This window comes from Microbacterium xerophyticum (assembly GCF_053543555.1).
Window position 1 is genome coordinate 349,327 of record NZ_JBLVOB010000009.1, and the last position, 23,694, is coordinate 373,020.

Below are 23,694 nucleotides of genomic sequence, written 5' to 3' on the forward strand. Positions count from 1 at the left end.
ATCACCTCGGGCGCTCGCACGCCCGGCAAAGGACATCACCATGCCTTCAACGTTCTTCCCGCGCGCGGCCGCCCGCCTGATCGCCGCCGGCGCGCTCGTCCTCACGCCCCTCACCGCTGGGGCGACGTCGACCTCGAGCGCGATCCCTGCCTCGTCCACCGCCGGCTCGGAGCAGCACGGCGAGACGCGCGGCAGCCTGGCCAGCGGCAGCCGGTACGTGCTGCTGACGCCCGCGGATTGGAACGGCACGCTGCTCGTCTGGAGCCCCGGTTATTCGGGCAGCGCCGGCGGCGAGGCCGTCGCCGGACCGGATGCCGACGTCATCTCCTGGCTGCTCGACGAGGGGTACGCGCTCGCCGGCTCGAAGCCTTCGACCTCCGGATGGAGCGTGCAGGACCTGCTCGTCGACCAGCCGCAGCTCGCCGACGTCGCCGGCGCCTCGCTGGGCGAACCCGAACACGTGGTCGCGTGGGGGTCGTCGATGGGAGGGCTCACCTCGGTCGCGCTGCTCGAGAACCATCCCTCGGTCTTCGACGCGGCATTGCCGCTGTGCGGGTCGGTCGCCGGCACGATCCCGATGCTCAATCAGGCGCTGGACGGCGCGTTCGCACTGCGGATGCTGCTGGCGCCGTACGACGATCGCCTGGAACTCGTGGACGTGCAGGACGAGCCGCAGCGGCAGGCGGCCTTCCGCGAGGTGCTGGACGAGGCGCAGAAGACGCCGCAGGGTCGCGCCCGCATCGCGTTGGCCGCGAGTCTCGCTCAGATACCGCCGTGGACTCAGCAGGGCACTGTCGAGCCGGGACGCGCAGACATCGCGGCGCAGCAGGAGCAGCTGTACCGCGCGTTCATGTTCGGCGTGATCTCTCCGCGAGCGCCGCTGGAGGCCCGCGCCGGGGGCAACTTCTCCTGGAACACGGGAGTCGACTATTCGAAGTCCCTGAACGGATCAGACAATGCGCAGCTCGTTCGCGCGCTGTACGCCGAAGCCGGTCTCGACCTGAGAGAGGATCTGGATGTCCTCGAGAGTGCGGATCGCATCTCGGCCGATACGGCAGCCGTCGAGTACATGCAGCGCAATGCGACGCCGACCGGCCAGATCTCGGGGCCGGTCCTGACGCTGCATGAGACCGGAGACACCGCGCCGACCGTCGCCCAGGCGCAGACGTATGCCGAACGAGTTCGTCACTCCGGCGCCAACGCGCAGCTCCGGCAGGTGTTCGTCGATCGTCCGGGGCACTGCGCCTACTCGGATGCCGAGCTCGCCGCCGTCGTCGGCGCGTTGCAGGACAGGCTCGACACCGGGCGCTGGGCGAACGTCGCCACGACGGCTGCTCTGAACGCCCGTGCAGATCAGGTCGCGGCTGAGAGCGACCTCGATCGGGGGACGGGGACGTTCGCGCAGTTCCGCCCCGACTCGATGCTCCGGCCCGAGCGCGAGGCCGGGTGAACCTCGCCGCCGTCGGCGGCGGGATACGGTTCTGAGCAGTCCCTTGTGGATAACTTCCGAGGTCGGGCGCCGATTCTTGCGAGGATGCCCGTGTGAGCCAGAGCACCCTCGTCGTCGCCGAGCGCGTGCGCCGGCGTCTGCGTGCGGAACGCACCGATCCCTCGCTCGCGCCGGAAGAGGCGCGGCGCGTCGCGCAGGCAGAGGTCCGCAGGCACAACGACCTCGCGCTGTCGCGTGGCGAAGAGACGATCGACGACGAGATCGCCTGCGTACGCGACGTGCTCGCCTCGGTCAGCGGTTTCGGGCCCCTTCAGCCGCTCCTCGATGATCCCGACATCGAGGAGATCTGGTTGAACGGGCCCGACCGCGTCTTCGTCGCGCGCGAGGGCGTCTCGGAGCGGATCGGGCTGCGTCTGACCGACGCGATGATCCGCGACCTCGTGGAGCGGATGCTGCAGGCGACCGGCCGCCGCGTCGACATCAGCCAACCGTTCGTCGATGCCTCGCTGCCGGACGGTTCCCGACTGCACGTCGCCATCGCGGATGTCGTCCGCGGCTCCTGGGCTGTCAACATCAGGAAGTTCCTGCCCCGGTATCGCACGCTCGATGCGCTGGTCGAGCTGGGAATGCTGCCGGCGGAGGTCGCCGAGATGCTGCGCACGGCGATGCGCGACGGGCTCAGCGTTGTCGTCTCGGGCGCGACCCACGCGGGCAAGACCACCCTCCTCGGCGCTCTGCTCGCCTCGTGCGCGGACAACCAGCGCATCATCACGGTGGAGGAGACCTTCGAACTGGCCGTGCAGGGTCCCGATCTCGTCGCGCTGCAGGGGCGTCAGGCGAGTCTGGAGGGCAGTGGCGAGATCACGTTGCGCCGTCTCGTGAAGGAGGCCCTGCGCATGCGGCCCGATCGCCTCGTCGTCGGCGAGGTCCGCGACGCGGAGGCGCTCGATCTCGTGCTCGCGCTGAACACCGGGGTACCGGGTGCGGGCACCGTGCACGCGAACTCGGCGGTCGAGGCGCTCGAGAAGTTGACGATCCTGCCCCTGCTCGCCGGACGCAACATCGATCGCTCCTTCATCGCACCGGCACTCGCAGCCTCGGTCTCGATGGTCGTGCACTGCACGCGTGACGCCGCGGGCGCCCGGCGCGTCACCGAGGTGATCGCGCCGACCGGAGAGGTCGTGGAGGGGCGCATCATCACGCGAACCATCTACCGGGCGGAGCCACCGGTATGACGCTGCTCATCGGCGCGATCCTCGCGGCCGGACTCCTGCTGTGCGCATCGCCATGGCTGTGGCCGCGACGCGACAAGGAGCAGCGGGAGACGAGCAGCCGCGGTCGGCTCGTCCGTCTGATGGATGAAGCAGGGTACGCCTCCGTGCAGCAGCGCACCGCCGTGGTCGTCATCATCGCCGTCGCGGCGGCTGCGGCAGCGGCCACCTGGCTGGTCACCGGCATCCCGACGCTGGCGGTGCTGGCAGCCATCGGGGGAGCGGCCGCTCCGATAGCGTTCCTGCGGGCGCGTCGACTGCGGCTGCTCAAGGCACGGAGACAGCTCTGGCCGGACGTCTGCGATCTCCTGATCGCCTCGATCCGCGTCGGGCTGTCGTTGCCGGATGCGGTCGCCTCCCTGGCGGAGTCGGCGCCCGCGATGGTGCGTCCGGCGTTCGTCGTGTTCGCGAGGGATCTGCACTCGACCGGACGCTTCGAGACCAGCATCGAGAGGCTGAAGAGCTCGCTGGCCGATCCCATCGCCGATCGGATCATCGAGACTCTGAAGATGGCGCGTCAGGTGGGCGGGACCGAGCTCACCGGCGTGCTGCGTTCATTGTCGTCGTCCGTGCGCGCTGACGCCGCGCTGCGCGGCGAGGTCGAAGCTCGGCAGTCCTGGATCCGCGGTGCGGCGGTCCTCGGCGTGATCGCACCGTGGGTCATCCTCGGGCTCCTGGCCCTGCGACCGGAGGGCGCGCAGGCGTACACGAGCCCAGAGGGAGTGCTCGTGATCTGCGCCGGTGCGGCCGTGTCGGTCGTGGCATTCCGCATCATGGTGCGCATCGGCCGTCTTCCCGAGCCCAGACGGTGGTTCGCATGAGCGGTGTCACGGATGCCGCCATGGCGCTCCTCCTCGGTGGGCTGCTTGCGGCGGGGATGCTGTGCGTCCTCGCCGCCGCCCCGCGCTGGGGTGCCGCGTCCCTGACGGTCCGCATCGCTCCCTACGTGCGGGATGCCGTCGACGATGCAGCGCTGCCGACCGGCATCCTTCCTCGAGCGGGAGTCCTTCCCCTCCACGGCGGAAACGGCTGGGAACGCCTCAAGCGCATGTTCGCGCGCGGCCTCGGCGGCAGTGACGCACTGGCGCTCCGCCTCGCACAGGCGGGCATCGATGACACGCCCGCGTCCTTCCGCGCCCGACAACTCGGGTGGGCGGTCACCGGATTCGGCGCCGGATGCGTGCTCGTCGTGATCCTCGCGCTGACCGGACGGATGACGCCGCCCGCCGCAGTGCTGCCGGTGCTGGTCGGTGCCGTGGGAGCGGTGGCCGTCGATCTGATGCTCACCGCCAGAGTCAAGGCGCGGCTGTCGCGGCTCAGCGACGAGCTGCCGACCACGTTGGAGTTCCTCGCGCTCTGCCTGTCGGCGGGCGAGGGGTTCCTGGACGCGTTGCGCCGCGTCGCCTCGATAGGTTCGGGCGAGCTCACCCACGAGCTTCGACAGGTCGTGCTCGCCGTCGGCACGGGGTCGCCGCTGGCGGATGCCCTCTCTGAGATGTCCGCACGGCTGCGGCTGCCTGGGTTGTCGCGAGCGGTCGATCAGGTGATCGCAGCGCTCGAGCACGGGGCACCGCTGGCCGGCGTGCTGCATTCGCAGGCGGCGGATGCCCGGGAGGACGCCAAGCGGGTGCTCATCGAACAGGCCGGCCGGCGCGAGATCTACATGATGCTGCCACTGGTGTTCCTGATCCTCCCGCTGAGCGTGCTGTTCGCAGTTTTCCCCGGACTGTTCATTCTGCGACTCGGACTCGGCTGAGACGACGACCTGAACCACCCATCCACGAGAGGACAGATGATGAGAGCAATCCAAGGCTGGTGGGCAGCGCTCACCGCCGACACCAGGGCGCTCGCCGAAGACGAATCCGGCGACGTGCCCGGCTGGGTTCTGGTGACGTTGATGACGGCCGGGCTGACAGTGCTAACGCCGTGAGGTCTGTGAGGTGTGTTCCCTCGTCACGTCTGGGATGATCCCGAGTGCGAGGGGCGTTACGCGGCGCGTGCGCTAGGGGGTCGCGAGTGCGTTAACGGTCCGAATCAAGCAGACTCTTTGCCCGCATCTTTGAGGTGCTTTTTGAGACGCCCATCGTAGACGGGAATTTCGTCTGCTTCGTCATTGGCCCGATACACGCTCCTGATCTGCTTCGCGACGGCAGAGATGGCGCGTCGGCTACGTGCGTCTGCGATGTCCACTTCAGCGTCGGGGTAATGCAGTTCGGGAATGGCATCGGACAAAGTGACCGCGGCTGCCTCCCAAGTCAACTCGTCCGCGTACTCAAAATCTCCTACCTTTGCGAATGCAACTGCGGTGAGGGCGCACCTGACAGACTCCGTCTCACGCCAATTGCGCGGCCTCTTCAGCGCCGCAAGGTTCTGAACCATGGAGGTTAGCTCTGCATCCTCCACCAAGTTCTGAAATAGCGCATTGGCGATGAGTACGATCCGCCTGTGGTCGGTTCCCCAACTCTGATAGAGCAGGACCAGCGCGCCAATCGCGACGCCAACTGTGGCCCACCAAGAAAACAGCGGGCCACAGGCGATTCCGATGACGAGGATCGGAAGCCAGATGCCTTGTCGGAAGTCTCTTTCAGCACGGAGACGGTCATACTCCTGGTACTGATCGGGGTGGGAATTCCATAGTTGCAGGGCGGTCGCGTCAAACTTGGCGACGACGCGTTCGTGGGGGTAGTGAATCGCCATCATCGAGGGGAGGCCTGCGGCAACGTAGGTCTGCGTGATTGCGTCATTAACTGGCCCAAGGTATTCAGATACGTCGACCCTGCGGCGTACTAATCTGAAGAACGCACGACGAATCTTGCCCTGCGGATACCCGCCACGTTGAGCATCGGTGAACGGTTTTAGCAACCGACGCGCGAGCAGCGTGGAGAGCGGTTGCAGTGCGGCTCCGACTAGATACGACGCGAACGCAAGGCCGCCAACGAGGTACACCTGAGGTATTGCGTTGAGCTGGCTAGCGAGCCATCGAATGCCGGGCGCGTTTTCCAACGTGTCGCCCCACGGTGGGACCACTGCCATGTATGCAGCAATAAGCCACAGCACGCCAACAGCCAATGGAGTTCGGGCCTCCCGTATCCCCGGCATGATCGTCGAAAGTAGATTCATGCATCTCCGTTGCAAATAGGGACGGTCCGTGGCGCCTACATACTACGGTCCGACGGCCCGCGTTCGTGATTCTCAGCGCTCGGCGCTCCAATTAGGCAGGCTGGAGCACGTCGGACTTTAGGACTGCTGGCGGAACAGTTCGGCTGGGGATACGTCGAGTGCGTCGGCCAACTGCACGATCACTTCGAGGGTCGGGTTGCGTCGTCCGCGCTCTATGCCACTCACGTATGTCCGGTCCAGTCCTGCGAGATGCGCGAAGCTCTCCTGGGACATGCCATGTTCCTCTCGGAGTGAACGCACGCGCGCTCCGAAGCGGGCGCGGTGGGTCGAGGAGGGCACTAGTCAACGGTCTCGGTATGCTGACAATGAGTCCACGGACTATGAGTCACATTATTAGGAGGCCGAGCATGGCGAGTAAGCGCGACGAGTACGAGACGAAGACGCTCAATACTGAACGCGAGGCCGAGAAGTACATCCGCAAGGGGTGGGAAGTCGTTTCCAGCACGTCGAGCGGGACATGGCTCACGGGCAAACGTACGAAGGTGATCGTGCGCCGCCCAAACCCAAAGTTCAAGGGTTGATCGACTGCTCGCGTCGGCGGTCGAATTAGGGCGAGGGCAAGTTTTAGGCCCTGATGACATGCCGGGCGTGCTCGCGCAGGATTAGGTGCCAGTGCGCTGAGTGGCAAGCCGTCGCGCCTACGCCCGCGGGAGACCTATGGAGACGGCTCAAGATGAGCCGGTCCCCTCCAATCGAAAGCATCAATCGTCTTCTGCACGACGGCCTGAGCCGCCGCGAGCGAGTTCACGTCAACTTCGACTTCCTCGTAGTGACCCGACTCGGTGGTGGTGCCGAATCGGTTGTTCATCAGGGACGAGTTTATGAGCACGCCGCCGCCAGGCGCTGACACGAGCTGATTGTCTATGGGCTGGAGGTTCAGCGGCTTCTCCCGTCTGCCGAGTCCGCGGGCGCGATCTTCCATATGGTGGGCGCTGTCTCGAATCGCTTTGACCGTGGGGAAAATGCGATTCCAGTCATCGAGGGCTGTAGCGACGCCGGAAGGCGAGTCCGTGCGCTTGGCGAGCACGCCCAGAGACTTGGCGATTGCGTCGAGCGAGTAGAGAAACGTGTGCGCGTGAATGAACGCGAAACGTGAACCGTAACCGCGGGGCCAGATCCCGCGCTCGCTGGCAAGCCTGATCGCGAGTTCGTCGGTCTCGATCGACTCCCGTTCCCAGTCGGAGTGATGCGAACCTGAACCCGATCGAATGAGGTCGGAGGCTTCTTGGCGAATCGCGGCCGCTCGCGCCCACTCATCGTGCGGATTACGTGAAGCCTGCGCATGCTCGAACCACTCCTGTGCAATTGCCGCATCGCCGAGACTTTTCGTCATCTCGTACAGGAGCGATTCGATGTGGCGTGTCGCATCTGGGTCAGCGACCGGGAAGGAGAGCCAGGTACCGGGATACTTCACAAGTGGGACGTACATGCATGCAGTCTCCCACTCGCCCGGAGGTCAGGCCGCGGCGAACAGGGATAGCGTCGCCGCGCGATCTGTCGCTAGGTTCAGGGTCATGACATGCCCTAACCGTGGGTCAGAGGGCACTATCCCCGACGACCGGCTCACGGCGTGTGGGGGGACTTGTCGCACGTGCGGCAAGAGGTTCCCGACGACGTAGCCGAGAAGCGTCTCAAGCCCCGGTGACGAGGAAGGCGACACGATCGCGGAGCGCGTCGATGCCGCCGTGATGAGAGCACGGCATGCCGTCGCCACCGCCCGTACGTGACCACGGACGCACGCCGTCGAGGTCCGGTGGGGACATCGACCGGCGACGGATAGCGCGGTCAGGGTCCACAGCATCCCATAGCGCCGTGTACGTGTCGCCGCCGTTGGACTTCACCGACGCGCACGTGCCGCACAGGTCACCGAACCATGCTTCGGACGCGCGTCGTCCCAGCGCGGTCGAGGTGCCGCACCACTGGCACCATTCGCCGGTCGGGTGCGGCAGGGACCGCGGAGGACGAGCGTCGGCCAGCCAATCGACTGCGCCGCGTCGGCACTCGGCGAGCGCGTCGGGCGGGACCGCGCTCCAGCGTGCGCGGGCGGAGCGTTTCGCGGAGGTGCCTGTCTCCCATACCGGGGAGAACCGGCGAGAGTACGTCACGAGGGCTCCGGGGTCGGCGAGACGATGCACCAGGGCTGCGAGACGTTCCGGAGAGATGTCTGGGTCGGGAAGTCGCTGGCCGAGGGCGTCGAGCGCGTACAGGGCCGCGCATAGACGCCACGATGCGACCGTGCCGAGGGCTCTGATCAGGCCGGGATGATCAGCGAGGATGCGGGCCGTGACGTCGCCGATGTCCTGGCAGTCGTCGCACGTCGGGAGGTCGACGCTCGCTCCGGTCGCCATCGTGTCGGCGCGCTCGCCGCCTGCCGTCGTGATCATCCGAGACAGGACGGGGTAGGCGGTCGTCGCGCCCGTCGTGGGGATGCCGCAGGCGGCGCACGGACTCATGCCGTCGGGTGTCGTTTGGAGGCCGATGGGCGCGAGGTCTGTCGTCGTATTCATTAGTCGCTCTCTTCTGGAGTCATTCGGTAGTCGTTAGGGTGATCGCCACCATGCCGCGCCCAGCGGGGTCGAGAGGGCGCGGACGGGGTTTCGGGTGCCATGGGTGCTTTCGTCGTCTCAGCCAGGCGAGGAGGCGGCAAAGCGGGCCGTGTGCGTGCGACCGTCGTCTGTGCCTCGGCTCTCCGCCGCCGCTCAGTCTCAGCGAGTTCAGCCCGGATCATCTCGTGTTGCCAGGACTCGCCCAGATACCTCATGCCGCCCTCCTCACGCGGTCAGCGCACACGTAGCGGATACCGCGACCGCAGTATCGGCCAGCTTCGGCCCGATGCTCGGCGCACGGGACGAGGAGCGCGCCCGGCACCACGGCAACGCGGGCGAGTGCGGACGTGAGCGCGATGACCGCGGCAGGGTCGACCTCCGGGCGTCGTTCGCGCACGCCTCGGTCGCGGCGCACCGCTGACCGGTACTCGCGTTGCATCACGCGGTCAGCCGTCTCGGGGTCGAGGCTGGCGTAATGGGCTGAGCGGATGCGGTGGGCGTCTATGTCTCGGCCACTCATGGTCGGCTCCATTCGATGTCTCGGGCGTACTCGGTGACGCCGGTTAGCAGGTCGTCAAAGACGGGTAGGACCACGCGCGCGGGGTGGCCGGTCAGAGGATGCACCGCCTCGCGAGCGGTTGTCTCGGCGCGGATCGCCGCCGCATGCCAGACGAGCGGATCGCGGGCGACCGCGGCGAGGCGGAGGCGGTCGCGTGCCGAGGCGGCGAGGGCGCGAACCCTGTCGGATGCCGCCGCCGCCTCAGCGGCACGGATTGACGCGATACGGGCGCGGGCGACGGCTTCCGCCTCAGCCAGGGATCGGCGAATCACCACCAGTCCTCCCGGCGTTCGTGCTCGACAAGCTCGGCGAGGCTGTCGAAGGCGTGTTGATACTCGGCGTCGGTGAGTGGTCTCTGGTCTCGCCTCGGAGTGTCGAGCACGATGTACCGACGCTCTTCGAGGGCGGCGAGAGCGGCGAGAACTTCCTCCACGTCAGCATCACGATGCCGAGGCTGGATGCCGAGGTCGGCGATGAGACGATCCCGGTCGGGACGGTCAGGGCGCGGGATCATCGCAGAACCTCCCGACGCTCGGACGGGCTGAGGAGGTAAGCGCCTCCGGTACGGATCATCGACGCGATACGGGCGGCGCTCTCCGGTGACAGGCCGAGTTCCTGCCGTCCCCGGTATGCGGCGCGTTCGGCGGCGGCGAGCATGACGAGGAGCGATGTTCTCGGCGTGTTGCGGTTGTTCAAGATGCCGTGGTGGTCGAGGTGACGGCGGATCAACTCGGCCCGTGCTTCGGCATGCGAGTACGCGCGGAGAGCGAGCGCGAACCGGTCGAGGCCGGTGTACGGTACCGCATCCACGACGCTCTGAGCAATGTCGGCGGCGAGCGCTTCGACCGTGCGGGGCGAGTACGCGCCGTGGGTCTGCGCCGCAGTGTTCTCGGCGCTGTAGGCCGGGGCGTTTCGGACGGGTGCCGGGTTACTCATGCGAGCCTCCGTTTCGGGTTTCCGTGAGTCAGCCATTCGCCATCGATCAGCGCGAAAAGTGCCGGGCCGGGGTCCGGCGTCGTGCGTTGTCGGCCGGGTGTGGTTGGTCGGTCGAGGACAGGGGAGAGGGCGAGGTGAGCCGTCGTATGTCGGCGTATCGCGCGGTCTCGGTCGTGATGGTTGGCGTGCGTCCAGCACATCGGCGCGTAGCCGTCGAGGTCGGCGACGTAGGTCACGGGGCGACCACTGGAGTTCCTGCCGTCGAGGAGGTCGGCGTCTGCGCAGGGGTAGCACGCCCACACCTCGGAGGAGCGACCGCAGGCGACGCACGCGCGGCCTCGGGCGGTGCCTCGCGCTCGCCGCAGGGCTTGATGCGTTGCGACGTAGGTGCGGGTCATGGTGCGTCCTCGGGGCCGCAGTCGCAGTCGGGCATCGCGGTTACCGTCTCCACGATGTCGGCGACCGCCGCTGCGAATGACGATGGGTGCATCGCGCTCCTGTACGACATCAGGGCCGCGAATACCTCGGTCTCGGCTTCGTACGCGGCGAGACGGGCGGGCGTGTTGGTCCAGTGCTCATCGCTCCAGTGGTCGAGCGGATCGGCGGCGTCACGGTAGCGGTGGCTCATGATGTCCCTCCGACGTAGCGCGACCGGATCGGTTCGGCGGCGATGTCGTCGGCGCGCTTATCGCATCGCACGCACGTGCCGTCGCCGACGACGTGATGATCGCCGAGAGAGCACCATTCGCCGGGCTGAACGGATCGCGGGGCTGAGACGGTCGGCAGGGCGGCGAGCGCTCGCCGAATGTCTCCGCAGGTGCGGCACGGCTCGGATGCGTTGCCGTGGGGATGCGTTGGGCAGGTCAGGGGGAGGGGCGCGCTCGTGCGCGTCTCCTCCTCTGTGTCTCCTCTGTCCTCCTTGGCTGACCGCTGAGCGGTTATCTTTCTGACCGCTGAGCGGTTACCTTTCTGCCGCTGAGCGGTTACCTTTTCGCCGCGGTTGCTGACCGCTGAGCGGTTACCTTTCTCGGCGAGCGTGAGCACGTACCGGGCCGCGCCGGATCGGTTGCCACCCTCGGCGAGTGCGGCGAGTTTCGCCTTGACGATTGCCGCCGTCGCACGCCTGACTGCTGAACGCCCGGCGGTGTCGTCGTCGCATCCAAGTGCGGCGCATCGGTCCGCCATGGTGAGCCGCGCCCACGGTGCCGTGTCATCGTCGCGAGCGCTCAGCGCGAGGCGAACGAGGAGCCGTGTCGGGGCGTGGCCGAGCGCGACGCGGTGGGCCGCGTCGAGGGCGGCGAACACGAGAGAGGCGCCCGTGATCACGCACCGCGGAGTCGGGCCGCGAGCCGGGCGCACTGCTCATCGCTCAGTGCGGGAGCGGTCGAGAGGGCTCGGTCGATGGCGGCGGCGATGTTCGCCGCCGCGAGGTCGCGCCGTCGGTCCGCGATGACCTCAGGCGGTAGCCCGTACTTGACCGCGTTGGCGACACGACTTCTCGCGTGTGCCTGTGACGGCGGCACTGCTGCCGACATGGGCGCGTCCTGTTCCGCGCTCTTGGACCTCTGGAGCGCTCACAGACCACGCCCTGAGGGCTAACCGGGTTCTTATGTGTCCGCGTTGTCGTGCACGGGCCACCTCGTGATGACCTATGACGATCCTACTCCATCGGGGGCGAGGAATATAGCCTCTGATCAGGGATTATCCCTAACCCTGGTTAGGATTCTTCCGCTGGGGTGTCGCGCCACGCGAACGCGATGCGGTCGAGGTCGGGGATCGCCACTCCCTCGGCGTCGAGCGGGCCGCGCCCGCGCCGGTTTGTCTTGCCGATGCTCACGAGGAGGCCGAGGTCTTCGATGACGCGGCGCTTCTCCAGGAGCGGCATCCTTCGCCACCGCGTCGGGATCGACCGTGCGAGCGCCAGGTCAGTCAGCGGACTCTCCCGCCGCATCGACGCTAGACGCTTCTCCAGCGTCTCAATCTTCTCGGCCAATGCCAGGCCACGCTGACGGGCCTCCGCGCGAGGGAGAGCACCATCGGCGACGAGGCTGATCAGGGTTCGGTGACGGTCCCGCAGAGTGTCGAGTTCGGCGACTACGGGCGCGGTGTTCGGCTCGGCGCGAAGCGCTCGCAGGATGCGCTTATCGGCGAGCCGGGCGAGCACCATGCCGTTGATGACGGGCTCCACGTCTGACGCCTGAATCGACACGCACCAGTTGGCCGTGCAGGCGTACACCTGCTTGCCGCGGTCCGGGCGGGCGAGCATCCGGCCACCGCAGACGGCGCACGTGAGCATGCCGCTCAGGAGGTGCTTCGTCGCAGTGCTCCATGCGCCATCGCGGGTGCGACCGTCACGCATCGCGAGGTAGTCGCTCCAGGTGCGCGAGTCGATCAGTGGCTCCCACGTCGGCTCGGCGTCGATGCGCTCGCCGAGGTACGTGACGATGCCCGCGTAGTGCTCATTGCGGAGGAGTTGCTGAACACGGCGCATCGACCAGGCGGTGCGCTCGCCTTCGGCGGCGTTGGTGTCGTGCGTCGGGATGCCGCGGTCGTTCAGGTCGTTCGCGATGGCATAGAGGCTTTCCCCGGCGGTGTACCGGCGGTAGCACTCGCGCACCACATCGGCTTCGTCGGGAACGATCACGATCTGGCCGTCGAGGCGCTGATAGCCGTAGGGGCGGCGGGAGAACTGCCAGTGCCCTTTCTCGGCGCGCTGGCGGTTCGCGGCGTACTGCCGTTCGGCTTTCTGCTCGCCCTCGTACTGCGACCATGCGGCGACGGTGCGGGCGACCGCACGACCGGCGGGCGTCGAGAGGTCCAGCCCGCCCTTCGATGAGGTGACGAAATGCACATCGACGCCGAGGTCGATCACGCGCTCCAGATCGCTTGTGAGGCGGAGGAGGCGGTCTTGGTGCCACGAGATGATCACCTCAGGGTGCGCGTTCAGCATCGCCTCAAACTCGGGGCGGGTCTTGCCGTTCGTCGCCGAGATGTCGTTGTCGGTGTACACGTGGTCGACGTGCAGTCCGAGGCGTGCGGCGAGGGCTCGGCACTCGGGCTCTTGTCGTTCGACGCCCAGCATCTGGCCGGATCGGTCCTGAGAGATGCGGAGGTAGATCACGCACGTCTCGGGGCCGAGGTGGTCGAGGGGACCGGGGGCGCGCCTACGTCGAGTTGCCATGGCCCTACTTTACCCCGTTAGCGTTATGACTGGTCTCGTCGTGCTCATCTGGGCGGTGGCCGGCCCGGCTCTGACCGGACTGTTCGAGCAGGCGATCTCGCGAGTGTCCGGGCTCTGACGTGCGCTGGCGCGAGGCGGCGACGGACGACCGCGGGTCGAGCCCGGTCGAGTTCGTGCTCGTCGGCTCGCTGCTCACCGTCCTCACCCTCGCCGTGCTGCAACTGGGCTTCGCGGTGTACGTGCGCAACGTCGTGCACGATGCGGCCGTGGAGGGAGCGCACTACGCGGCCCTCGCCGACACCGCGCTGGAGGAGGGCGCCGACCGCACACGCATGTCGATCACCAGAGCGGTCGGTGCGGCCTACGCCGAGGACGTCGCCGTCGCGGAGAGCGACCGGCTCGGACACCCGACGGCGGTCGTGACGGTGCGCACCACGTTGCCCATCATCGGTCTGCTCGGCATCCCTTACGCGATGGAGGTGAACGCGGATGCCCCGCTGGAGACTCTGGGCGAAGAATGACGACGGATCAGCGGCGCTGGAGTTCATCACGGTCGGCGTCATCCTGCTCGTCCCGCTCGCATACCTCGTGATCACGCTCGGCGCCGTGCAGGAGAGCCTTCTCGGCGTCGAGGCCGCCGCACGGCACACAGCGCGGGTGATCGGCCAGGCGGATGACGTCGACTCCGCAGCGGCGAACAGCGACGCCGTGCTCGCGAGCGTGCTGGAGGAATACGGGATCGACCAGGGGAGCGTCGACGTGTCGATGACCTGCACCCCGGCCGTCACCGCGTGTCCATCGGCCGGTGCGACGGTCATCGTCACCGTCACCACCCGCGTCTCGCTGCCGTTCGTGCCGCCGATCTTCGGGCTGGACAGGGCGGCGAGCATCCCGCTCGAGGCCGCCGCCGCGCAGAAGGTCTCACGTCTGTGGGGCACGGGATGATGCGCCGTCCCTCTCTCGAGAGGCTCGCGAGAGAGGCGGAGGAGCGGGATGCCGAGGACGGCAGCGTCCTTCCGCTCCTGCTGGGCTACGTCGTGCTCGCGATCGCGGTGATCTTCGTCTGCACCTGCGCGACCGACCTGTACATCGCGCAGAAGCGACTCGATTCCCTCGCTGATGCCGCGGCGCTCGCGGGCGCGGACGGCTTCACCCTCGTGGTCGACGGCGAATCGGTACGGGCAGAGCTGACGGACGCCGGAGTGTACGAGCAGGCGATCGCGATCGTGGGTGCGATGACGACCGATGCGGCTCTCGTGTCGGCATCCGCACCCGACGGTGTGACAGCGCGCGTCACGGTCGCGGCTGCCTGGCATCCGCCGCTGTTCTCGCCGTTCGTTCCCGGCGGTGTGCCGCTGGAAGCGACGGCGACGAGCCGTACGGCGTTGCGCTGAGACGAGCGACCTAGCGATCAGGGCGAGGGCTGAACCGGGGGATCCAGCGGATGAACCCGAGCGCGCCGAGCAGGCCGACGACGCCGATCACGCCTGAAGCCACCGACAGCGACGCGATCGCGGTCACGCCGGACACGATCAGCGGGGCGATCGCTCCGCCGGCGTCGGTGAGCGTCCGCCATGAGCCGAGGAACGCCGCCGGCTCCTGCTTCGGCGCGGTGTCGGCACCGAGAGTCAGCAGGATGCCGCTCGAGAGGCCGTTGCCGACGCCGAGCACCGCCGCCAGCATCCCGAACCACAGCACCGCGGCGTCCCCGTCGTGCGTGAAGGAGAGTGCGAGGAACCCGATCCCCATCAGCACCATGGCCGGCATCGCCGCCCACAGCCGGCCGAATCGGTCCATCACCTGGCCGCTGGCGTAGAACAGGGCGAAGTCGATGGCACCCGAGACGCCGACGACCAGGGCGATGGTCTGCGCGTCCAGCCCCAGCGAGACGCCCCACAACGGCAGCACGACCTGCCGTGCCGATCGCACTCCCGACAGGCACGCGGCCGCGAGTCCGAGCTTCCCGAGCACGCTCCTGTGCTGCCACATCGTGCGGAATATCCCCACGCGCTCGACGGTCGGGATGGACCCCGTCACCACCTCACCGGAGTCTTCGGCGAAGGCGGAGCTCAGCGCGACCGGCGGTGTGGTCTGATCCGGATCGGGCCCGAACAGCACCAGCACCACCATGACGACCAGGCACGCGAGGAAGAACCAGATCGCAGCATGCTCGTCGCCGAAGACCTGCAGCAGGACGGCCGTCACGAACGGCCCCACGAACACACCCAGCCGGAAACTGCCACCCAGCAACGACAGCGCACGGGCGCGGAACGCCACCGGCACGCGCGTCGTCATGAAGGCGTGCCTGGCGAGGCCGAAGGCGGCCGCGCAGAACCCGAGCAGGAAGACGGATGCCGCGAACGCGACCAGCACGGGGGCGAAAACCATCCCCGCGACCGCGCCGATCGAGATGACCCCGGCGATCACCATCGTGAAGCGCTCGCCGATGCGCGCAACCGCCCACCCGGCCGGAAGATTTCCGCACAGCTGCCCGATCACGAGGGCGGAGGCGACCAGTGCGGCGGAGGCGACATCGGCGCCCATGTTCGCCGCGATCACCGGGATCAGCGGGATGACGGCGCCCTCGCCGAGGGCGAACAGGATCGTCGGCAGGTACACCATCGGCCCGAACTCTCTCAGGACCGACGACGCGCTGCTCACACGACCACGCTACTCCGCGCTCAGCACACCTCTCTGCGGTGCGCGGGCTCGGCAGGCGTCGCCAGGTCGCGGTCGCGCAGGATCGTCGACGGCGGCGTGTCCGCATCGGCGCACACCTCCGTGAACGGGCGGGGCAGATTATCGGTGTACTCGATGTTCAGCACGCCCGTCCCGTAGGTCTCGATGTACGCGGAGCACTCGTCGTACGCAGCGCACTCCTCGCTGACGGCGAAGTCGAAGTGCGCTTCCTCGCGGAGCACGGCGGCGAACTCGGCGGCGTTCTTCTGGCCGGCGCTGAGGCCGGCGGAATGCGCGACGGTCACCAGTCTCGCCGCCACTTCGACGCCGTCGTCGACAGTGATCCGTCCGCCGGCCCTGGTGAAGGAATCGAGGTTGTCGAACTCGACCGCGTCGAATCCGTCCGCCGCGCATCCCCGGATCCAATCGCCGACGGTGGCGACGACGATCTCGTGCCCCGCGGGGGAAGAGATGTCCAGCAGCGCTTCGTCCGGCCAGTCCGGGTCGCGCACGGGCAGTCCGGAGTCGTCGACGAGCACCGCATCCGACGGCCAGTCGTCGAGCTCGCCCGGCTGCGTCTGAAAGGCGTTGATGTAGCAGATGGAGTACAGGCCGCTCTCCGGCGCATCAGTGCGATCGCGCACGACGACCGTGACATCGTCGGCCGGCGGATATCCTCCGCCGAGCTGGTAATCGAACACCGCATCGTCGGGCAGAACCGCGAGGTCGATCGGGTCTGCGGCGGGCCCTGACGCCGTGCACGCGGTGAGGGCGAGCATGCTCGCCGCGGCGGCCGCGACGGCGAAGGATCGTCTCACGCGGATACGCACACCTCAGACTAACCGCGGCAGGATAGGCTGGGGTGTCATGCTCGAACTAGATCTCTCCGCCGAAATCCAGGCGCTCAGGCACACCTTCGGCGATATCAGCGAGGTCGTCGATGTTTCCCGACTTCGCGAGGACATCGCCCGGCTCAGTGAGGAAGCGGGCGCACCCGACCTCTGGGACGACACCGAGCGCGCTCAGAAGGTCACCAGCGCCCTCAGCCACCGCCAGTCCGAACTCGCCCGCATCACCGGCATCGCGCAGCGCCTCGACGATCTCGAGGTGCTCGTGGAACTCGCCAACGAGATGGGCGATGAGGAATCGGGCCAGGAGGCACGGGGCGAACTCGCCGCGCTGACCGACGTCATCAACCAGCTCGAGGTGCAGACGCTGCTCGACGGCGAGTACGACGACCGCTCGGCGATCATCACGATCCGCTCGGGTGCGGGTGGCGACGACGCCACCGACTTCGCCGAGATGCTCATGCGCATGTACCTGCGCTGGGCTGAGAAGCACAAGTACCCGACCAAGGTCATGGACACCTCCTACGCGGAGGGCGCGGGCATCAAGTCCGCGACCTTCGAGATCGACGCTCCGTACGCGTTCGGCACGCTGTCCGTCGAAGCCGGTACGCACCGCCTCGCGCGCATCAGCCCGTTCGGCTCCGCCGACAAGCGTCAGACGAGCTTCGCCGCTGTCGAGGTCATCCCCCTCATGGAGGAGGCCACCGAGGTCGAGATCCCCGAGGGCGACATCCGCGTCGACGTCTTCCGCTCCTCCGGCCCTGGTGGGCAGTCGGTCAACACGACAGACTCGGCAGTGCGCCTGACTCACCTCCCCACCGGAATCGTCGTCTCGATGCAGAACGAGAAGTCGCAGATCCAGAACAGGGCCGCCGCCATGCGCGTGCTGCAGACCCGCCTGCTGCTGCTGCAGAAGGAGAAGGAAGCGGCGACGAAGAAGGAGCTCGCCGGCAACATCACGGCGAGCTGGGGCGATCAGATGCGCTCGTACTTCCTCTACGGTCAGCAGCTGGTGAAAGACCTGCGCACCGGCCAGGAATCCGGCAACCCCGCCGCCGTGTTCGACGGCGATCTGGACGACTTCATCTCGGCAGGCATCCGCTGGCGCAAGCGCAGGGATGACGACTGAGCTCTCTCCGTCTCGCAGGGGTGTCGCGCGCGTCGAGCGACAGGCGCGCGCTTAGGCTCATAACGCCATGATTCGGTTCGAGAACGTCACCAAGCGCTACCGCGGGACGAAGCGACCGGCCCTCGCGGGGGTCGACTTCGAAGTCCAACGGGGCGAATTCGTCTTCCTCGTCGGAGCCTCCGGGTCGGGGAAGTCCACCTGCCTTCAGCTCATCCTCCGCGAGGAGGTGCCGTCCGCCGGACGTGTCGCGGTGCTCGGGCGAGACCTGCGCTCGCTCGCGAACCGCAAGGTGCCGTACTTCCGCCGTCACATCGGCTCGGTGTTCCAGGACTTCCGTCTGCTCTCCACCAAGACCGTGTTCCAGAACGTGGCCTTCACTCTTCAGGTGACCGGCTCTTCGCGAGGGTTCGTCCAGCAGGCAGTGCCGGAGGCGCTGGCACTGGTCGGGCTCGAAGGCAAGGAGAAGCGGATGCCGCATGAGCTCTCCGGCGGAGAGCAGCAGCGCGTCGCGATCGCCCGCGCGCTCGTCAACCGCCCTCAGGTGCTGCTCGCGGACGAGCCGACCGGAAACCTCGACCCTGCGACCTCGGTCGACATCATGCAGTTGCTCGCGCGCATCAACGCGGGCGGCACGACGGTGCTGATGGCCACCCACGAAGCCGCGTTCGTCGACCAGATGCAGCGCCGCGTGATCGAGCTGCGCGACGGCGAGATGGTGCGCGACGAGGTGCACGGCGGCTACGGCGACCGCTCGATGATCCCGCAGCTCGTCCCTGAGCAGGAGCGCGGCGCCGCTGCGACCGCTGCCCTCACCGCCGTGCAGGAGGTGCAGCGTCAGACCGAGTCGCTCGAGCCCCTCACCGCCGAGATGATCTCGCAGATGAAGGCAGCGCGCAGCGCTGACGCTCCCGCGGCGCCGGTCGCAGATGCGCCGGCATCCGCGCAGGCTCCGGCGGCCGAGCAGGCTCCGACGAACGTCGGCCCTGGCACGCATCCGATCGTGCTGCCGGACGTCGACGTCGCCGAGCTCGGTGTCGCCGATCGCCTCGGTCTCTCCGACGGCAAGGACGACGAGGAAGTGGGGCCGACATCGTGAGGGTGGGTCTGATCCTCACCGAGGCCCTCGGGGGCCTTCGGCGCAACATCTCGATGGTGATCTCCGTCGTGCTGGTGACGTTCGTGTCGCTGACGTTCGTGGGCGCGGCGATCCTCATGCAGGGCCAGATCAGCACCATGCGCGACTACTGGACCGAGCGCGCGCAGGTGTCGGTCTCGATGTGCTCGACGGTCTCGACCGGTGAGAGCTGCATCGACGGCGCCGCCACACCCGAGCAGGTCGATCAGGTGCGCGCCGAGCTCGAAGCGGATCCGCTCGCGTCACTGATCGGTGACCTACGGTTCGAGACCAAGGCGGAGGCCTACGCCAACATCACCGAACTGCTGGGCGAGGAACAGGCCAGCGTGCTCACCGAGGAGCAGATGTCGGAGACGTTCTACGTCACCCTCAGGGACCCAGGCCAGTCGCAGGTGATCGTCGAGGCGTTCGCCGGCATCAGCGGCGTGGAGGAGGTGCGCGATCAGCTGCAGTACCTCGATCCGCTCTTCTCCGCGCTCACCGTCGCGACCTACATCGCGGTCGGCATCGCCGTGCTCATGCTCATCGCCGCGATCCTGCTGATCGCCACCACGATCCGACTGTCCGCGTACGCCAGACGCAAGGAGATCGGCATCATGCGCCTGGTGGGCGCCTCGAACCGGTTCATCCAGACGCCGTTCGTGCTCGAGGGCGTGTTCGCGGCCTTCATCGGCTCCGTGCTCGCCAGCGGGGCCGTCATCGCCGGCGTGCATTTCGGCGTCAACGGCTATCTGAAGGGCAGGGTGCCGTTCATCACCACCTGGGTGACGATGCAGGATGCTGCGTTCGTCGTGCCGGTGCTCATCGGCATAGGCGTGATCCTGGCGGCGTTGTCGGCAGGGTTCGCGATCCGCCGGTGGCTGCGCACGTAGCATCCGGCCGTGCGTCCCGGCAGCGGCCTTCGCCGTTGTAGACTGATGGGCTGTCGTGCGTTCGGCGCGGCACGGATCAGGAGAGCATCATGCCCAGGGAACGCGGGGAGAAGGTCGTCGCGCCCAATCGTCGCGCACGTCACGACTACAACATCGAGAAGTCGTACGAGGCGGGGATGGTGCTCACCGGCACCGAAGTGAAGTCATTGCGGCAGGGCCGCGCGAACCTCAGCGACGGGTACGCGTTCGTCAAGGGCAACGAGGTGTTCCTCGACTCCGTGCACATCCCGGAGTACTCGCAGGGGCACTGGACGAACCACTCGTCCAAGCGCATCCGCAAGCTGCTGCTGCACCGCGAGGAGATCGAGAAGCTGCAGCACGCGGTGTCCGCCGGCGGCTACACGCTCATCCCGCTCAAGCTCTACTTCTCCGACGGCAGGGCGAAGGTCGAGATCGCGCTCGCGAAGGGCAAGCGCGAGTTCGACAAGCGTCAGACGCTGCGCGAACGCCAGGACACCCGCGAGGCCCAGCGCGCCATGCGCATGCGCAACCGCGTGGGCGAGTAGCCGACCTACAGCTCCGGTTCGAAGCCGAACACCTCGCCGAGGAAGCGCAGTTCACGCTCCAGGGCGTCGATGATCGTCTCTGCACGACGGAAGCCGTGCCCCTCACCGGGGTACACGACGAACTCGTGCGGGATGCCGCGCGCCGCAAGGGCGTCGCGGATCGACTCCGACTGCGACGGCGGCACGACCCGGTCGTCAGCGCCCTGCAGCAGCAGCACCGGTACGTCGATCCGCTCCGCGTGCGTGAGCGGGGAGCGATCGATGTAGACCTGTTCGGCCGCGGGCAACGGACCCACGAGGCCGTCCAGGTAGTACTTCTCGAAGTCGTGCGTGTCTTCCGCGAGCGCACGTAGATCCGTCACGCCGTAGCGGCTGATGCCCGCCGAGAACACCCCTCCGCGCACAAGTGACGCGAGCACCGTCCACCCACCCGCCGACCCGCCGCGGATCGCGATGCGGCTCGGGCCCGCACGACCGGAATCGGCCAGTCCGTGTGCGGCGGCCAGCACGTCGTCCACGTCGGCGACGCCCCACTGGCCGTCCAGTCGCTCGCGGTACGCGCGGCCGTACCCGGTGGACCCGCCGTAGTTCACATCGAGCACGCCGATCCCGCGGGTCGTGTAGAACGCGATGGCGGCGGATGCCGCGCCCGCGACGTGCGCGGTCGGTCCACCGTGCACGAGGACGATGTACGGCGGGAGCTCGCTCTCGTCCGCGGTGGCGTCGGGGTTGGAGGGTGCGTAGTCGAACGCGTGGACGGGCCCGTTCGCACGGTCGAATGTGATGCGGGTCGCCGGGGGCATCCAGTCCTCGTCGACCGGTCGTCCGCCGCGCACCCGTTCGACCGCGCCGGAGTCGACGTCGACGCACCACAGGCCCGCGCTCACACCGGCGCCGCCGCCGGAGAGGAGCACGCGCGAGCCGGACGCGTCATCGACACTCACATGGGCCGTGGCCGGCACCTCGATGCGATCCTCCGACCCGTCGTGCCCGATGAGCACGACCTCGTCCGAGCCGTTCGTGCGCACGGCGACGATGCGGCCGTCGGCCAGCAACTGGTACCAGCGGTTCCCGAGCACCCAGAGGCCGTAGCCGGTGTCGGCGTCCGCCGGCGCGATCGGCTCCGGAGTGCCCGCGTCGAGCCCGTCCATCCGCAGACGGTGGAGATTCCATCGGCCGGTCGGGTCGTCCGCGTACACGAGCTCGGTGTCGCTGATCCACTCCGGCTGGAGAGCCGCCTGAGCGCGGGTGTCGGCGCGAGCGTCACCGCCGACCGCCGCGATGCGGAGCATGGCTTCCTGCCATGGCATCCGCCTGCCGCTCCACTCGACCCATGCGATCCGGGTGCCGTCGGGCGAGAGCGCGGGGTGCGCGAAGAACGCGTCGCCCTGGACGAACACGCCGATCGCCGCAGCGTCCGCGGCGGCGGATCCGTCCGTCGGGATCTCGATGATCGCCCGTCGGTGAGGCTCCGCAGCGAGATCCTCACGCACCGCCAGCAGACGCCCGTGCTGCAGACGCAGCCCGCCATGGTTCGGGCCGGTGCCGTCCGCGCCGGTCGGTGTCAGCGGTTCCGGCGTCCCGCCACGCGGCATCCGGTACACGCGCTGATCACCGGCATCGACGAAGAACAGCGTGCCGTCCGCATCCGCCGTCCATGCCCCACCGCCGTACTCGTGCACGCGCGATCGGGCACTCCACGGCTCGGGGAGGAGCACCGCGCCGTTCGAGCTGCGCACCGTGACGCGGCCGCCCTCGGCCGGCACCGACTCGCCCCACCAGATCTCATCGCCGACGAACCTGGCGCCGTCGATGCGCGGCGCGGATGATGCGATGTCGGCGGCGTGGAAGGGGGAAGACCAGGTTCCGTACGGCTGCATGCCTCGAGCCTATTCGCCGTCCGCCTGACACGCGGCGTCACGCTGGATGCGCGCTCGGCGACGGCGAGCGGAAGACCCGTTGATGCGGTCAGACCGCGCGCAGCACCGCGACGACTTTGCCCAGCACCACGGCGTCGTCGCCGAGGATGGGCTCGAACGAGGAGTTGCGGGGGAGCAGCCAGGTGTGGCCATCGCGCTGGCGGAACGTCTTCACCGTCGCCTCGCCTTCGAGCATGGCCGCGACGATCTCGCCGTTCTCCGCCGTGTTCTGCGTGCGCACGACGACCCAGTCGCCGTCGCAGATGGCGGCGTCGATCATCGACTCACCGGAGACCTTGAGCATGAACAGATCGCCTTTGCCGACGAGCTGGCGGGGCAGCGGGAAGATCTCTTCGACCTGCTGCTCGGCGGTGATCGGGATGCCGGCCGCGATCTGACCGACCAGCGGCACCATCGCCGCGTCGCCGACGGGTGTGGCGGAGTCTGCCGGATTCTCGCCGCTCGTGCCCGGCAGGTCGATGAGCACTTCCATGGCACGCGTCTTGCCAGGGTCGCGTCGCAGGTAGCCGCTCAGCTCGAGCTGCCCGAGCTGGTGGGTGACGCTGGAGAGCGACTTCAGCCCGACGGCGTCGCCGATCTCTCGCATGCTCGGCGGATAACCGTGCCTCGCGATCGAGGTCTGGATGACCTCGAGGATCGCCAGCTGCTTCGCGCTGAGGTTCTTGCGCCGACGGGTGCGCGGAGCCTCAGGGCCGGGGACGGAGATGTCGCTCATGGGTGCTCCTTCGTGCGCTTTCACGGTGCTGGCGTTCGTGTCCACCGGCGTTCATCTTCGAATGTCGGTGGCCCGTGGTGTGGTGTTCGTATCGAAACCGTATCCGAGAATCGCACTGAAACGGAAGATCTGTTCGAGCGTGTCGGTGAATTCGCTGGATGGGTTTCGAATAAGTCTTGACAGATGTTCGAATTCGAAGATACATTCGGTACGTAGCTTCGCATTCCTCGCTCCCGGCCGAGCGGCGAATGCGAACGCTACGCCAAAGGACGCAAGTCCCGAGGCAGCCAAGAGGCAGAGGAGAAATCACATGAGCACCATCAGCATCAGCGCCCCCGCAGCTCTTCCCGTTCGTGCCGCTTCCAGCGCACCGACGCGACTCCGGCTGACGGCGCGCGGGCGTCGACTTCTGCTCGCTCTTGCAGCTCTCCCTCTGGCGGCCGGCATCGGGTTCGCCGCGATCAGCGGCGGTTCGGCGCTCGCTTCGGGCGACGCCGCTGACGCGACCGTCTTCGACACTGTGACCGTCATGCCGGGCGACACGCTCTGGGCGATCGCCGAAGATGTCGCCCCCGCCGAAGACCCTCGCACGGTCATCAGTGAGATCCAGAAGCTCAACGCTCTGAACGGTGGGTCCCTGCAGGTCGGACAGCAGCTCGCGATCCCGGCGGAGTACGCCGGCTGATC

At 67.9% G+C, this 23,694-nt stretch carries 30 protein-coding genes; 14 read left to right on the forward strand and 16 right to left on the reverse strand.

The window, feature by feature from the left end; all coding sequences use genetic code 11:
* Positions 1 to 40 precede the first annotated feature (40 nt).
* From ACNPNP_RS19585 to ACNPNP_RS19605, 5 genes are all read left to right on the forward strand, one after another.
* On the forward strand, positions 41 to 1,450 hold the full coding sequence (locus tag ACNPNP_RS19585) for a prolyl oligopeptidase family serine peptidase (RefSeq protein WP_448967702.1): 1,410 nt from the start codon (positions 41 to 43) through the stop codon (positions 1,448 to 1,450).
* 92 nt (positions 1,451 to 1,542) lie between these two features.
* Entirely contained in the window at positions 1,543 to 2,685 is a 1,143-nt protein-coding gene (locus ACNPNP_RS19590; RefSeq protein WP_448967703.1) for a TadA family conjugal transfer-associated ATPase, read from the forward strand.
* On the forward strand, positions 2,682 to 3,542 hold the full coding sequence (locus ACNPNP_RS19595) for a type II secretion system F family protein (RefSeq protein ID WP_448967704.1): 861 nt from the start codon (positions 2,682 to 2,684) through the stop codon (positions 3,540 to 3,542). The genes ACNPNP_RS19590 and ACNPNP_RS19595 overlap by 4 nt, the downstream gene beginning before the upstream one ends.
* The gene (locus tag ACNPNP_RS19600; RefSeq protein WP_448967705.1) at positions 3,539 to 4,477 is read left to right on the forward strand and encodes a type II secretion system F family protein; all 939 of its coding nucleotides are present in this window, start codon (positions 3,539 to 3,541) and stop codon (positions 4,475 to 4,477) included. Before ACNPNP_RS19595 ends, ACNPNP_RS19600 begins: the two co-directional genes overlap by 4 nt.
* A 39-nt stretch (positions 4,478 to 4,516) precedes the next feature.
* Positions 4,517 to 4,651, forward strand: coding sequence for a hypothetical protein (locus tag ACNPNP_RS19605; protein WP_448967706.1), 135 nt, complete (start codon positions 4,517 to 4,519; stop codon positions 4,649 to 4,651).
* A gap of 104 nt (positions 4,652 to 4,755) precedes the next feature.
* Here the strand turns inward: ACNPNP_RS19605 and ACNPNP_RS19610 are convergent, their stop codons facing one another.
* Together ACNPNP_RS19610 and ACNPNP_RS19615 are read right to left on the reverse strand one after the other, a co-directional pair.
* Complete coding sequence (locus tag ACNPNP_RS19610; RefSeq protein WP_448967707.1) at positions 4,756 to 5,841, reverse strand: hypothetical protein; 1,086 nt, start codon at positions 5,839 to 5,841, stop codon at positions 4,756 to 4,758.
* Between the two features lie 117 nt (positions 5,842 to 5,958).
* Positions 5,959 to 6,180: a helix-turn-helix domain-containing protein gene (locus ACNPNP_RS19615; protein WP_448967708.1), complete on the reverse strand. Its 222-nt coding sequence runs from the start codon at positions 6,178 to 6,180 to the stop codon at positions 5,959 to 5,961.
* Positions 6,181 to 6,248: 68 nt separating this feature from the next.
* On the opposite strand from ACNPNP_RS19615, the gene ACNPNP_RS19620 reads away from it, so the two are divergent.
* Entirely contained in the window at positions 6,249 to 6,422 is a 174-nt protein-coding gene (locus ACNPNP_RS19620; RefSeq protein ID WP_448967709.1) for a hypothetical protein, read from the forward strand.
* A gap of 134 nt (positions 6,423 to 6,556) precedes the next feature.
* On the opposite strand, the gene ACNPNP_RS19625 is transcribed toward ACNPNP_RS19620, so the two are convergent.
* From ACNPNP_RS19625 to ACNPNP_RS19670, 10 genes are all read right to left on the reverse strand, one after another.
* Positions 6,557 to 7,330 (reverse strand): hypothetical protein, encoded by a 774-nt coding sequence (locus tag ACNPNP_RS19625; RefSeq protein ID WP_448967710.1) that lies wholly within the window; start codon positions 7,328 to 7,330, stop codon positions 6,557 to 6,559.
* 202 nt (positions 7,331 to 7,532) lie between these two features.
* Complete coding sequence (locus ACNPNP_RS19630; RefSeq protein WP_448967711.1) at positions 7,533 to 8,408, reverse strand: hypothetical protein; 876 nt, start codon at positions 8,406 to 8,408, stop codon at positions 7,533 to 7,535.
* A 250-nt stretch (positions 8,409 to 8,658) separates the two neighbouring features.
* The gene (locus ACNPNP_RS19635) at positions 8,659 to 8,967 is read right to left on the reverse strand and encodes a hypothetical protein (protein ID WP_448967712.1); all 309 of its coding nucleotides are present in this window, start codon (positions 8,965 to 8,967) and stop codon (positions 8,659 to 8,661) included.
* Positions 8,964 to 9,278, reverse strand: a complete 315-nt coding sequence (locus tag ACNPNP_RS19640) for a hypothetical protein (RefSeq protein WP_448967713.1) — start codon at positions 9,276 to 9,278, stop codon at positions 8,964 to 8,966. Before ACNPNP_RS19640 ends, ACNPNP_RS19635 begins: the two co-directional genes overlap by 4 nt.
* Positions 9,275 to 9,520, reverse strand: a complete 246-nt coding sequence (locus tag ACNPNP_RS19645) for a hypothetical protein (protein WP_448967714.1) — start codon at positions 9,518 to 9,520, stop codon at positions 9,275 to 9,277. Before ACNPNP_RS19645 ends, ACNPNP_RS19640 begins: the two co-directional genes overlap by 4 nt.
* The gene (locus tag ACNPNP_RS19650; protein ID WP_448967715.1) at positions 9,517 to 9,942 is read right to left on the reverse strand and encodes a hypothetical protein; all 426 of its coding nucleotides are present in this window, start codon (positions 9,940 to 9,942) and stop codon (positions 9,517 to 9,519) included. The genes ACNPNP_RS19645 and ACNPNP_RS19650 overlap by 4 nt, the downstream gene beginning before the upstream one ends.
* A 394-nt stretch (positions 9,943 to 10,336) precedes the next feature.
* A complete protein-coding gene (locus ACNPNP_RS19655; protein WP_448967716.1) occupies positions 10,337 to 10,570 on the reverse strand; it encodes a hypothetical protein in 234 nt (77 codons plus the stop codon).
* Positions 10,567 to 11,268: a hypothetical protein gene (locus ACNPNP_RS19660; protein ID WP_448967717.1), complete on the reverse strand. Its 702-nt coding sequence runs from the start codon at positions 11,266 to 11,268 to the stop codon at positions 10,567 to 10,569. Before ACNPNP_RS19660 ends, ACNPNP_RS19655 begins: the two co-directional genes overlap by 4 nt.
* Positions 11,265 to 11,477, reverse strand: a complete 213-nt coding sequence (locus ACNPNP_RS19665; RefSeq protein WP_448967718.1) for a hypothetical protein — start codon at positions 11,475 to 11,477, stop codon at positions 11,265 to 11,267. The genes ACNPNP_RS19660 and ACNPNP_RS19665 overlap by 4 nt, the downstream gene beginning before the upstream one ends.
* A 182-nt stretch (positions 11,478 to 11,659) precedes the next feature.
* Entirely contained in the window at positions 11,660 to 13,123 is a 1,464-nt protein-coding gene (locus ACNPNP_RS19670) for a recombinase family protein (RefSeq protein ID WP_448967719.1), read from the reverse strand.
* 119 nt (positions 13,124 to 13,242) lie between these two features.
* Here ACNPNP_RS19670 and ACNPNP_RS19675 point away from each other — a divergent pair, with 119 nt between their 5' ends.
* From ACNPNP_RS19675 to ACNPNP_RS19685, 3 genes are read left to right on the forward strand one after another with little or no spacing between them, the layout of a single operon-like run.
* A complete protein-coding gene (locus ACNPNP_RS19675; RefSeq protein ID WP_448967720.1) occupies positions 13,243 to 13,644 on the forward strand; it encodes a TadE/TadG family type IV pilus assembly protein in 402 nt (133 codons plus the stop codon).
* The gene (locus ACNPNP_RS19680; protein WP_448967721.1) at positions 13,613 to 14,068 is read left to right on the forward strand and encodes a TadE family protein; all 456 of its coding nucleotides are present in this window, start codon (positions 13,613 to 13,615) and stop codon (positions 14,066 to 14,068) included. Before ACNPNP_RS19675 ends, ACNPNP_RS19680 begins: the two co-directional genes overlap by 32 nt.
* A complete protein-coding gene (locus tag ACNPNP_RS19685; protein WP_448967722.1) occupies positions 14,065 to 14,517 on the forward strand; it encodes a pilus assembly protein TadG-related protein in 453 nt (150 codons plus the stop codon). Before ACNPNP_RS19680 ends, ACNPNP_RS19685 begins: the two co-directional genes overlap by 4 nt.
* Positions 14,518 to 14,527: 10 nt before the next feature.
* Here ACNPNP_RS19685 and ACNPNP_RS19690 read toward each other — a convergent pair whose 3' ends face one another.
* Both ACNPNP_RS19690 and ACNPNP_RS19695 read right to left on the reverse strand, forming a co-directional pair.
* The gene (locus ACNPNP_RS19690) at positions 14,528 to 15,745 is read right to left on the reverse strand and encodes an MFS transporter (protein WP_448967808.1); all 1,218 of its coding nucleotides are present in this window, start codon (positions 15,743 to 15,745) and stop codon (positions 14,528 to 14,530) included.
* 59 nt (positions 15,746 to 15,804) lie between these two features.
* Complete coding sequence (locus ACNPNP_RS19695) at positions 15,805 to 16,620, reverse strand: endo alpha-1,4 polygalactosaminidase (RefSeq protein ID WP_448967723.1); 816 nt, start codon at positions 16,618 to 16,620, stop codon at positions 15,805 to 15,807.
* Positions 16,621 to 16,669: 49 nt separating this feature from the next.
* Between ACNPNP_RS19695 and prfB the strand changes: the two genes are divergently transcribed.
* The 4 genes from prfB (at position 16,670) to smpB (ending at position 20,352) form a co-directional block, all read left to right on the forward strand.
* A complete protein-coding gene (gene prfB, locus ACNPNP_RS19700) occupies positions 16,670 to 17,779 on the forward strand; it encodes a peptide chain release factor 2 (RefSeq protein ID WP_448967724.1) in 1,110 nt (369 codons plus the stop codon).
* A 67-nt stretch (positions 17,780 to 17,846) separates the two neighbouring features.
* A complete protein-coding gene (gene ftsE / locus ACNPNP_RS19705) occupies positions 17,847 to 18,875 on the forward strand; it encodes a cell division ATP-binding protein FtsE (protein ID WP_448967725.1) in 1,029 nt (342 codons plus the stop codon).
* Complete coding sequence (gene ftsX / locus ACNPNP_RS19710; protein ID WP_448967726.1) at positions 18,872 to 19,786, forward strand: permease-like cell division protein FtsX; 915 nt, start codon at positions 18,872 to 18,874, stop codon at positions 19,784 to 19,786. The genes ftsE and ftsX overlap by 4 nt, the downstream gene beginning before the upstream one ends.
* 89 nt (positions 19,787 to 19,875) lie before the next feature.
* On the forward strand, positions 19,876 to 20,352 hold the full coding sequence (gene smpB, locus ACNPNP_RS19715) for an SsrA-binding protein SmpB (protein ID WP_448967727.1): 477 nt from the start codon (positions 19,876 to 19,878) through the stop codon (positions 20,350 to 20,352).
* Positions 20,353 to 20,357: 5 nt separating this feature from the next.
* On the opposite strand, the gene ACNPNP_RS19720 is transcribed toward smpB, so the two are convergent.
* The gene (locus tag ACNPNP_RS19720; protein WP_448967728.1) at positions 20,358 to 22,232 is read right to left on the reverse strand and encodes a S9 family peptidase; all 1,875 of its coding nucleotides are present in this window, start codon (positions 22,230 to 22,232) and stop codon (positions 20,358 to 20,360) included.
* A gap of 88 nt (positions 22,233 to 22,320) precedes the next feature.
* Positions 22,321 to 23,007 (reverse strand): transcriptional repressor LexA, encoded by a 687-nt coding sequence (gene lexA, locus ACNPNP_RS19725; protein WP_448967729.1) that lies wholly within the window; start codon positions 23,005 to 23,007, stop codon positions 22,321 to 22,323.
* Positions 23,008 to 23,317: 310 nt separating this feature from the next.
* On the opposite strand from lexA, the gene ACNPNP_RS19730 reads away from it, so the two are divergent.
* On the forward strand, positions 23,318 to 23,692 hold the full coding sequence (locus ACNPNP_RS19730) for a LysM peptidoglycan-binding domain-containing protein (protein ID WP_448967730.1): 375 nt from the start codon (positions 23,318 to 23,320) through the stop codon (positions 23,690 to 23,692).
* Positions 23,693 to 23,694: the final 2 nt, after the last annotated feature.

Excerpts from the sequence above, each read along its gene's own strand:
- ACNPNP_RS19585 (WP_448967702.1), top strand. The coding sequence starts at position 41 with ATGCCTTCAACGTTCTTCCCGCGCGCGGCCGCCCGCCTGATCGCCGCC.
- ACNPNP_RS19595 (WP_448967704.1), top strand. The coding sequence starts at position 2,682 with ATGACGCTGCTCATCGGCGCGATCCTCGCGGCCGGACTCCTGCTGTGC.
- ACNPNP_RS19600 (WP_448967705.1), top strand. The coding sequence starts at position 3,539 with ATGAGCGGTGTCACGGATGCCGCCATGGCGCTCCTCCTCGGTGGGCTG.
- ACNPNP_RS19605 (WP_448967706.1), top strand. The coding sequence starts at position 4,517 with ATGAGAGCAATCCAAGGCTGGTGGGCAGCGCTCACCGCCGACACCAGG.
- ACNPNP_RS19610 (WP_448967707.1), bottom strand. The coding sequence starts at position 5,841 with ATGAATCTACTTTCGACGATCATGCCGGGGATACGGGAGGCCCGAACT.
- ACNPNP_RS19620 (WP_448967709.1), top strand. The coding sequence starts at position 6,249 with ATGGCGAGTAAGCGCGACGAGTACGAGACGAAGACGCTCAATACTGAA.
- ACNPNP_RS19625 (WP_448967710.1), bottom strand. The coding sequence starts at position 7,330 with ATGTACGTCCCACTTGTGAAGTATCCCGGTACCTGGCTCTCCTTCCCG.
- ACNPNP_RS19630 (WP_448967711.1), bottom strand. The coding sequence starts at position 8,408 with ATGAATACGACGACAGACCTCGCGCCCATCGGCCTCCAAACGACACCC.
- ACNPNP_RS19635 (WP_448967712.1), bottom strand. The coding sequence starts at position 8,967 with ATGAGTGGCCGAGACATAGACGCCCACCGCATCCGCTCAGCCCATTAC.
- ACNPNP_RS19645 (WP_448967714.1), bottom strand. The coding sequence starts at position 9,520 with ATGATCCCGCGCCCTGACCGTCCCGACCGGGATCGTCTCATCGCCGAC.
- ACNPNP_RS19650 (WP_448967715.1), bottom strand. The coding sequence starts at position 9,942 with ATGAGTAACCCGGCACCCGTCCGAAACGCCCCGGCCTACAGCGCCGAG.
- ACNPNP_RS19655 (WP_448967716.1), bottom strand. The coding sequence starts at position 10,570 with ATGAGCCACCGCTACCGTGACGCCGCCGATCCGCTCGACCACTGGAGC.
- ACNPNP_RS19665 (WP_448967718.1), bottom strand. The coding sequence starts at position 11,477 with ATGTCGGCAGCAGTGCCGCCGTCACAGGCACACGCGAGAAGTCGTGTC.
- ACNPNP_RS19670 (WP_448967719.1), bottom strand. The coding sequence starts at position 13,123 with ATGGCAACTCGACGTAGGCGCGCCCCCGGTCCCCTCGACCACCTCGGC.
- ACNPNP_RS19680 (WP_448967721.1), top strand. The coding sequence starts at position 13,613 with ATGCCCCGCTGGAGACTCTGGGCGAAGAATGACGACGGATCAGCGGCG.
- ACNPNP_RS19685 (WP_448967722.1), top strand. The coding sequence starts at position 14,065 with ATGATGCGCCGTCCCTCTCTCGAGAGGCTCGCGAGAGAGGCGGAGGAG.
- ACNPNP_RS19690 (WP_448967808.1), bottom strand. The coding sequence starts at position 15,745 with ATGGTGTACCTGCCGACGATCCTGTTCGCCCTCGGCGAGGGCGCCGTC.
- prfB (WP_448967724.1), top strand. The coding sequence starts at position 16,670 with ATGCTCGAACTAGATCTCTCCGCCGAAATCCAGGCGCTCAGGCACACC.
- ftsE (WP_448967725.1), top strand. The coding sequence starts at position 17,847 with ATGATTCGGTTCGAGAACGTCACCAAGCGCTACCGCGGGACGAAGCGA.
- smpB (WP_448967727.1), top strand. The coding sequence starts at position 19,876 with ATGCCCAGGGAACGCGGGGAGAAGGTCGTCGCGCCCAATCGTCGCGCA.
- ACNPNP_RS19720 (WP_448967728.1), bottom strand. The coding sequence starts at position 22,232 with ATGCAGCCGTACGGAACCTGGTCTTCCCCCTTCCACGCCGCCGACATC.
- lexA (WP_448967729.1), bottom strand. The coding sequence starts at position 23,007 with ATGAGCGACATCTCCGTCCCCGGCCCTGAGGCTCCGCGCACCCGTCGG.
- ACNPNP_RS19730 (WP_448967730.1), top strand. The coding sequence starts at position 23,318 with ATGAGCACCATCAGCATCAGCGCCCCCGCAGCTCTTCCCGTTCGTGCC.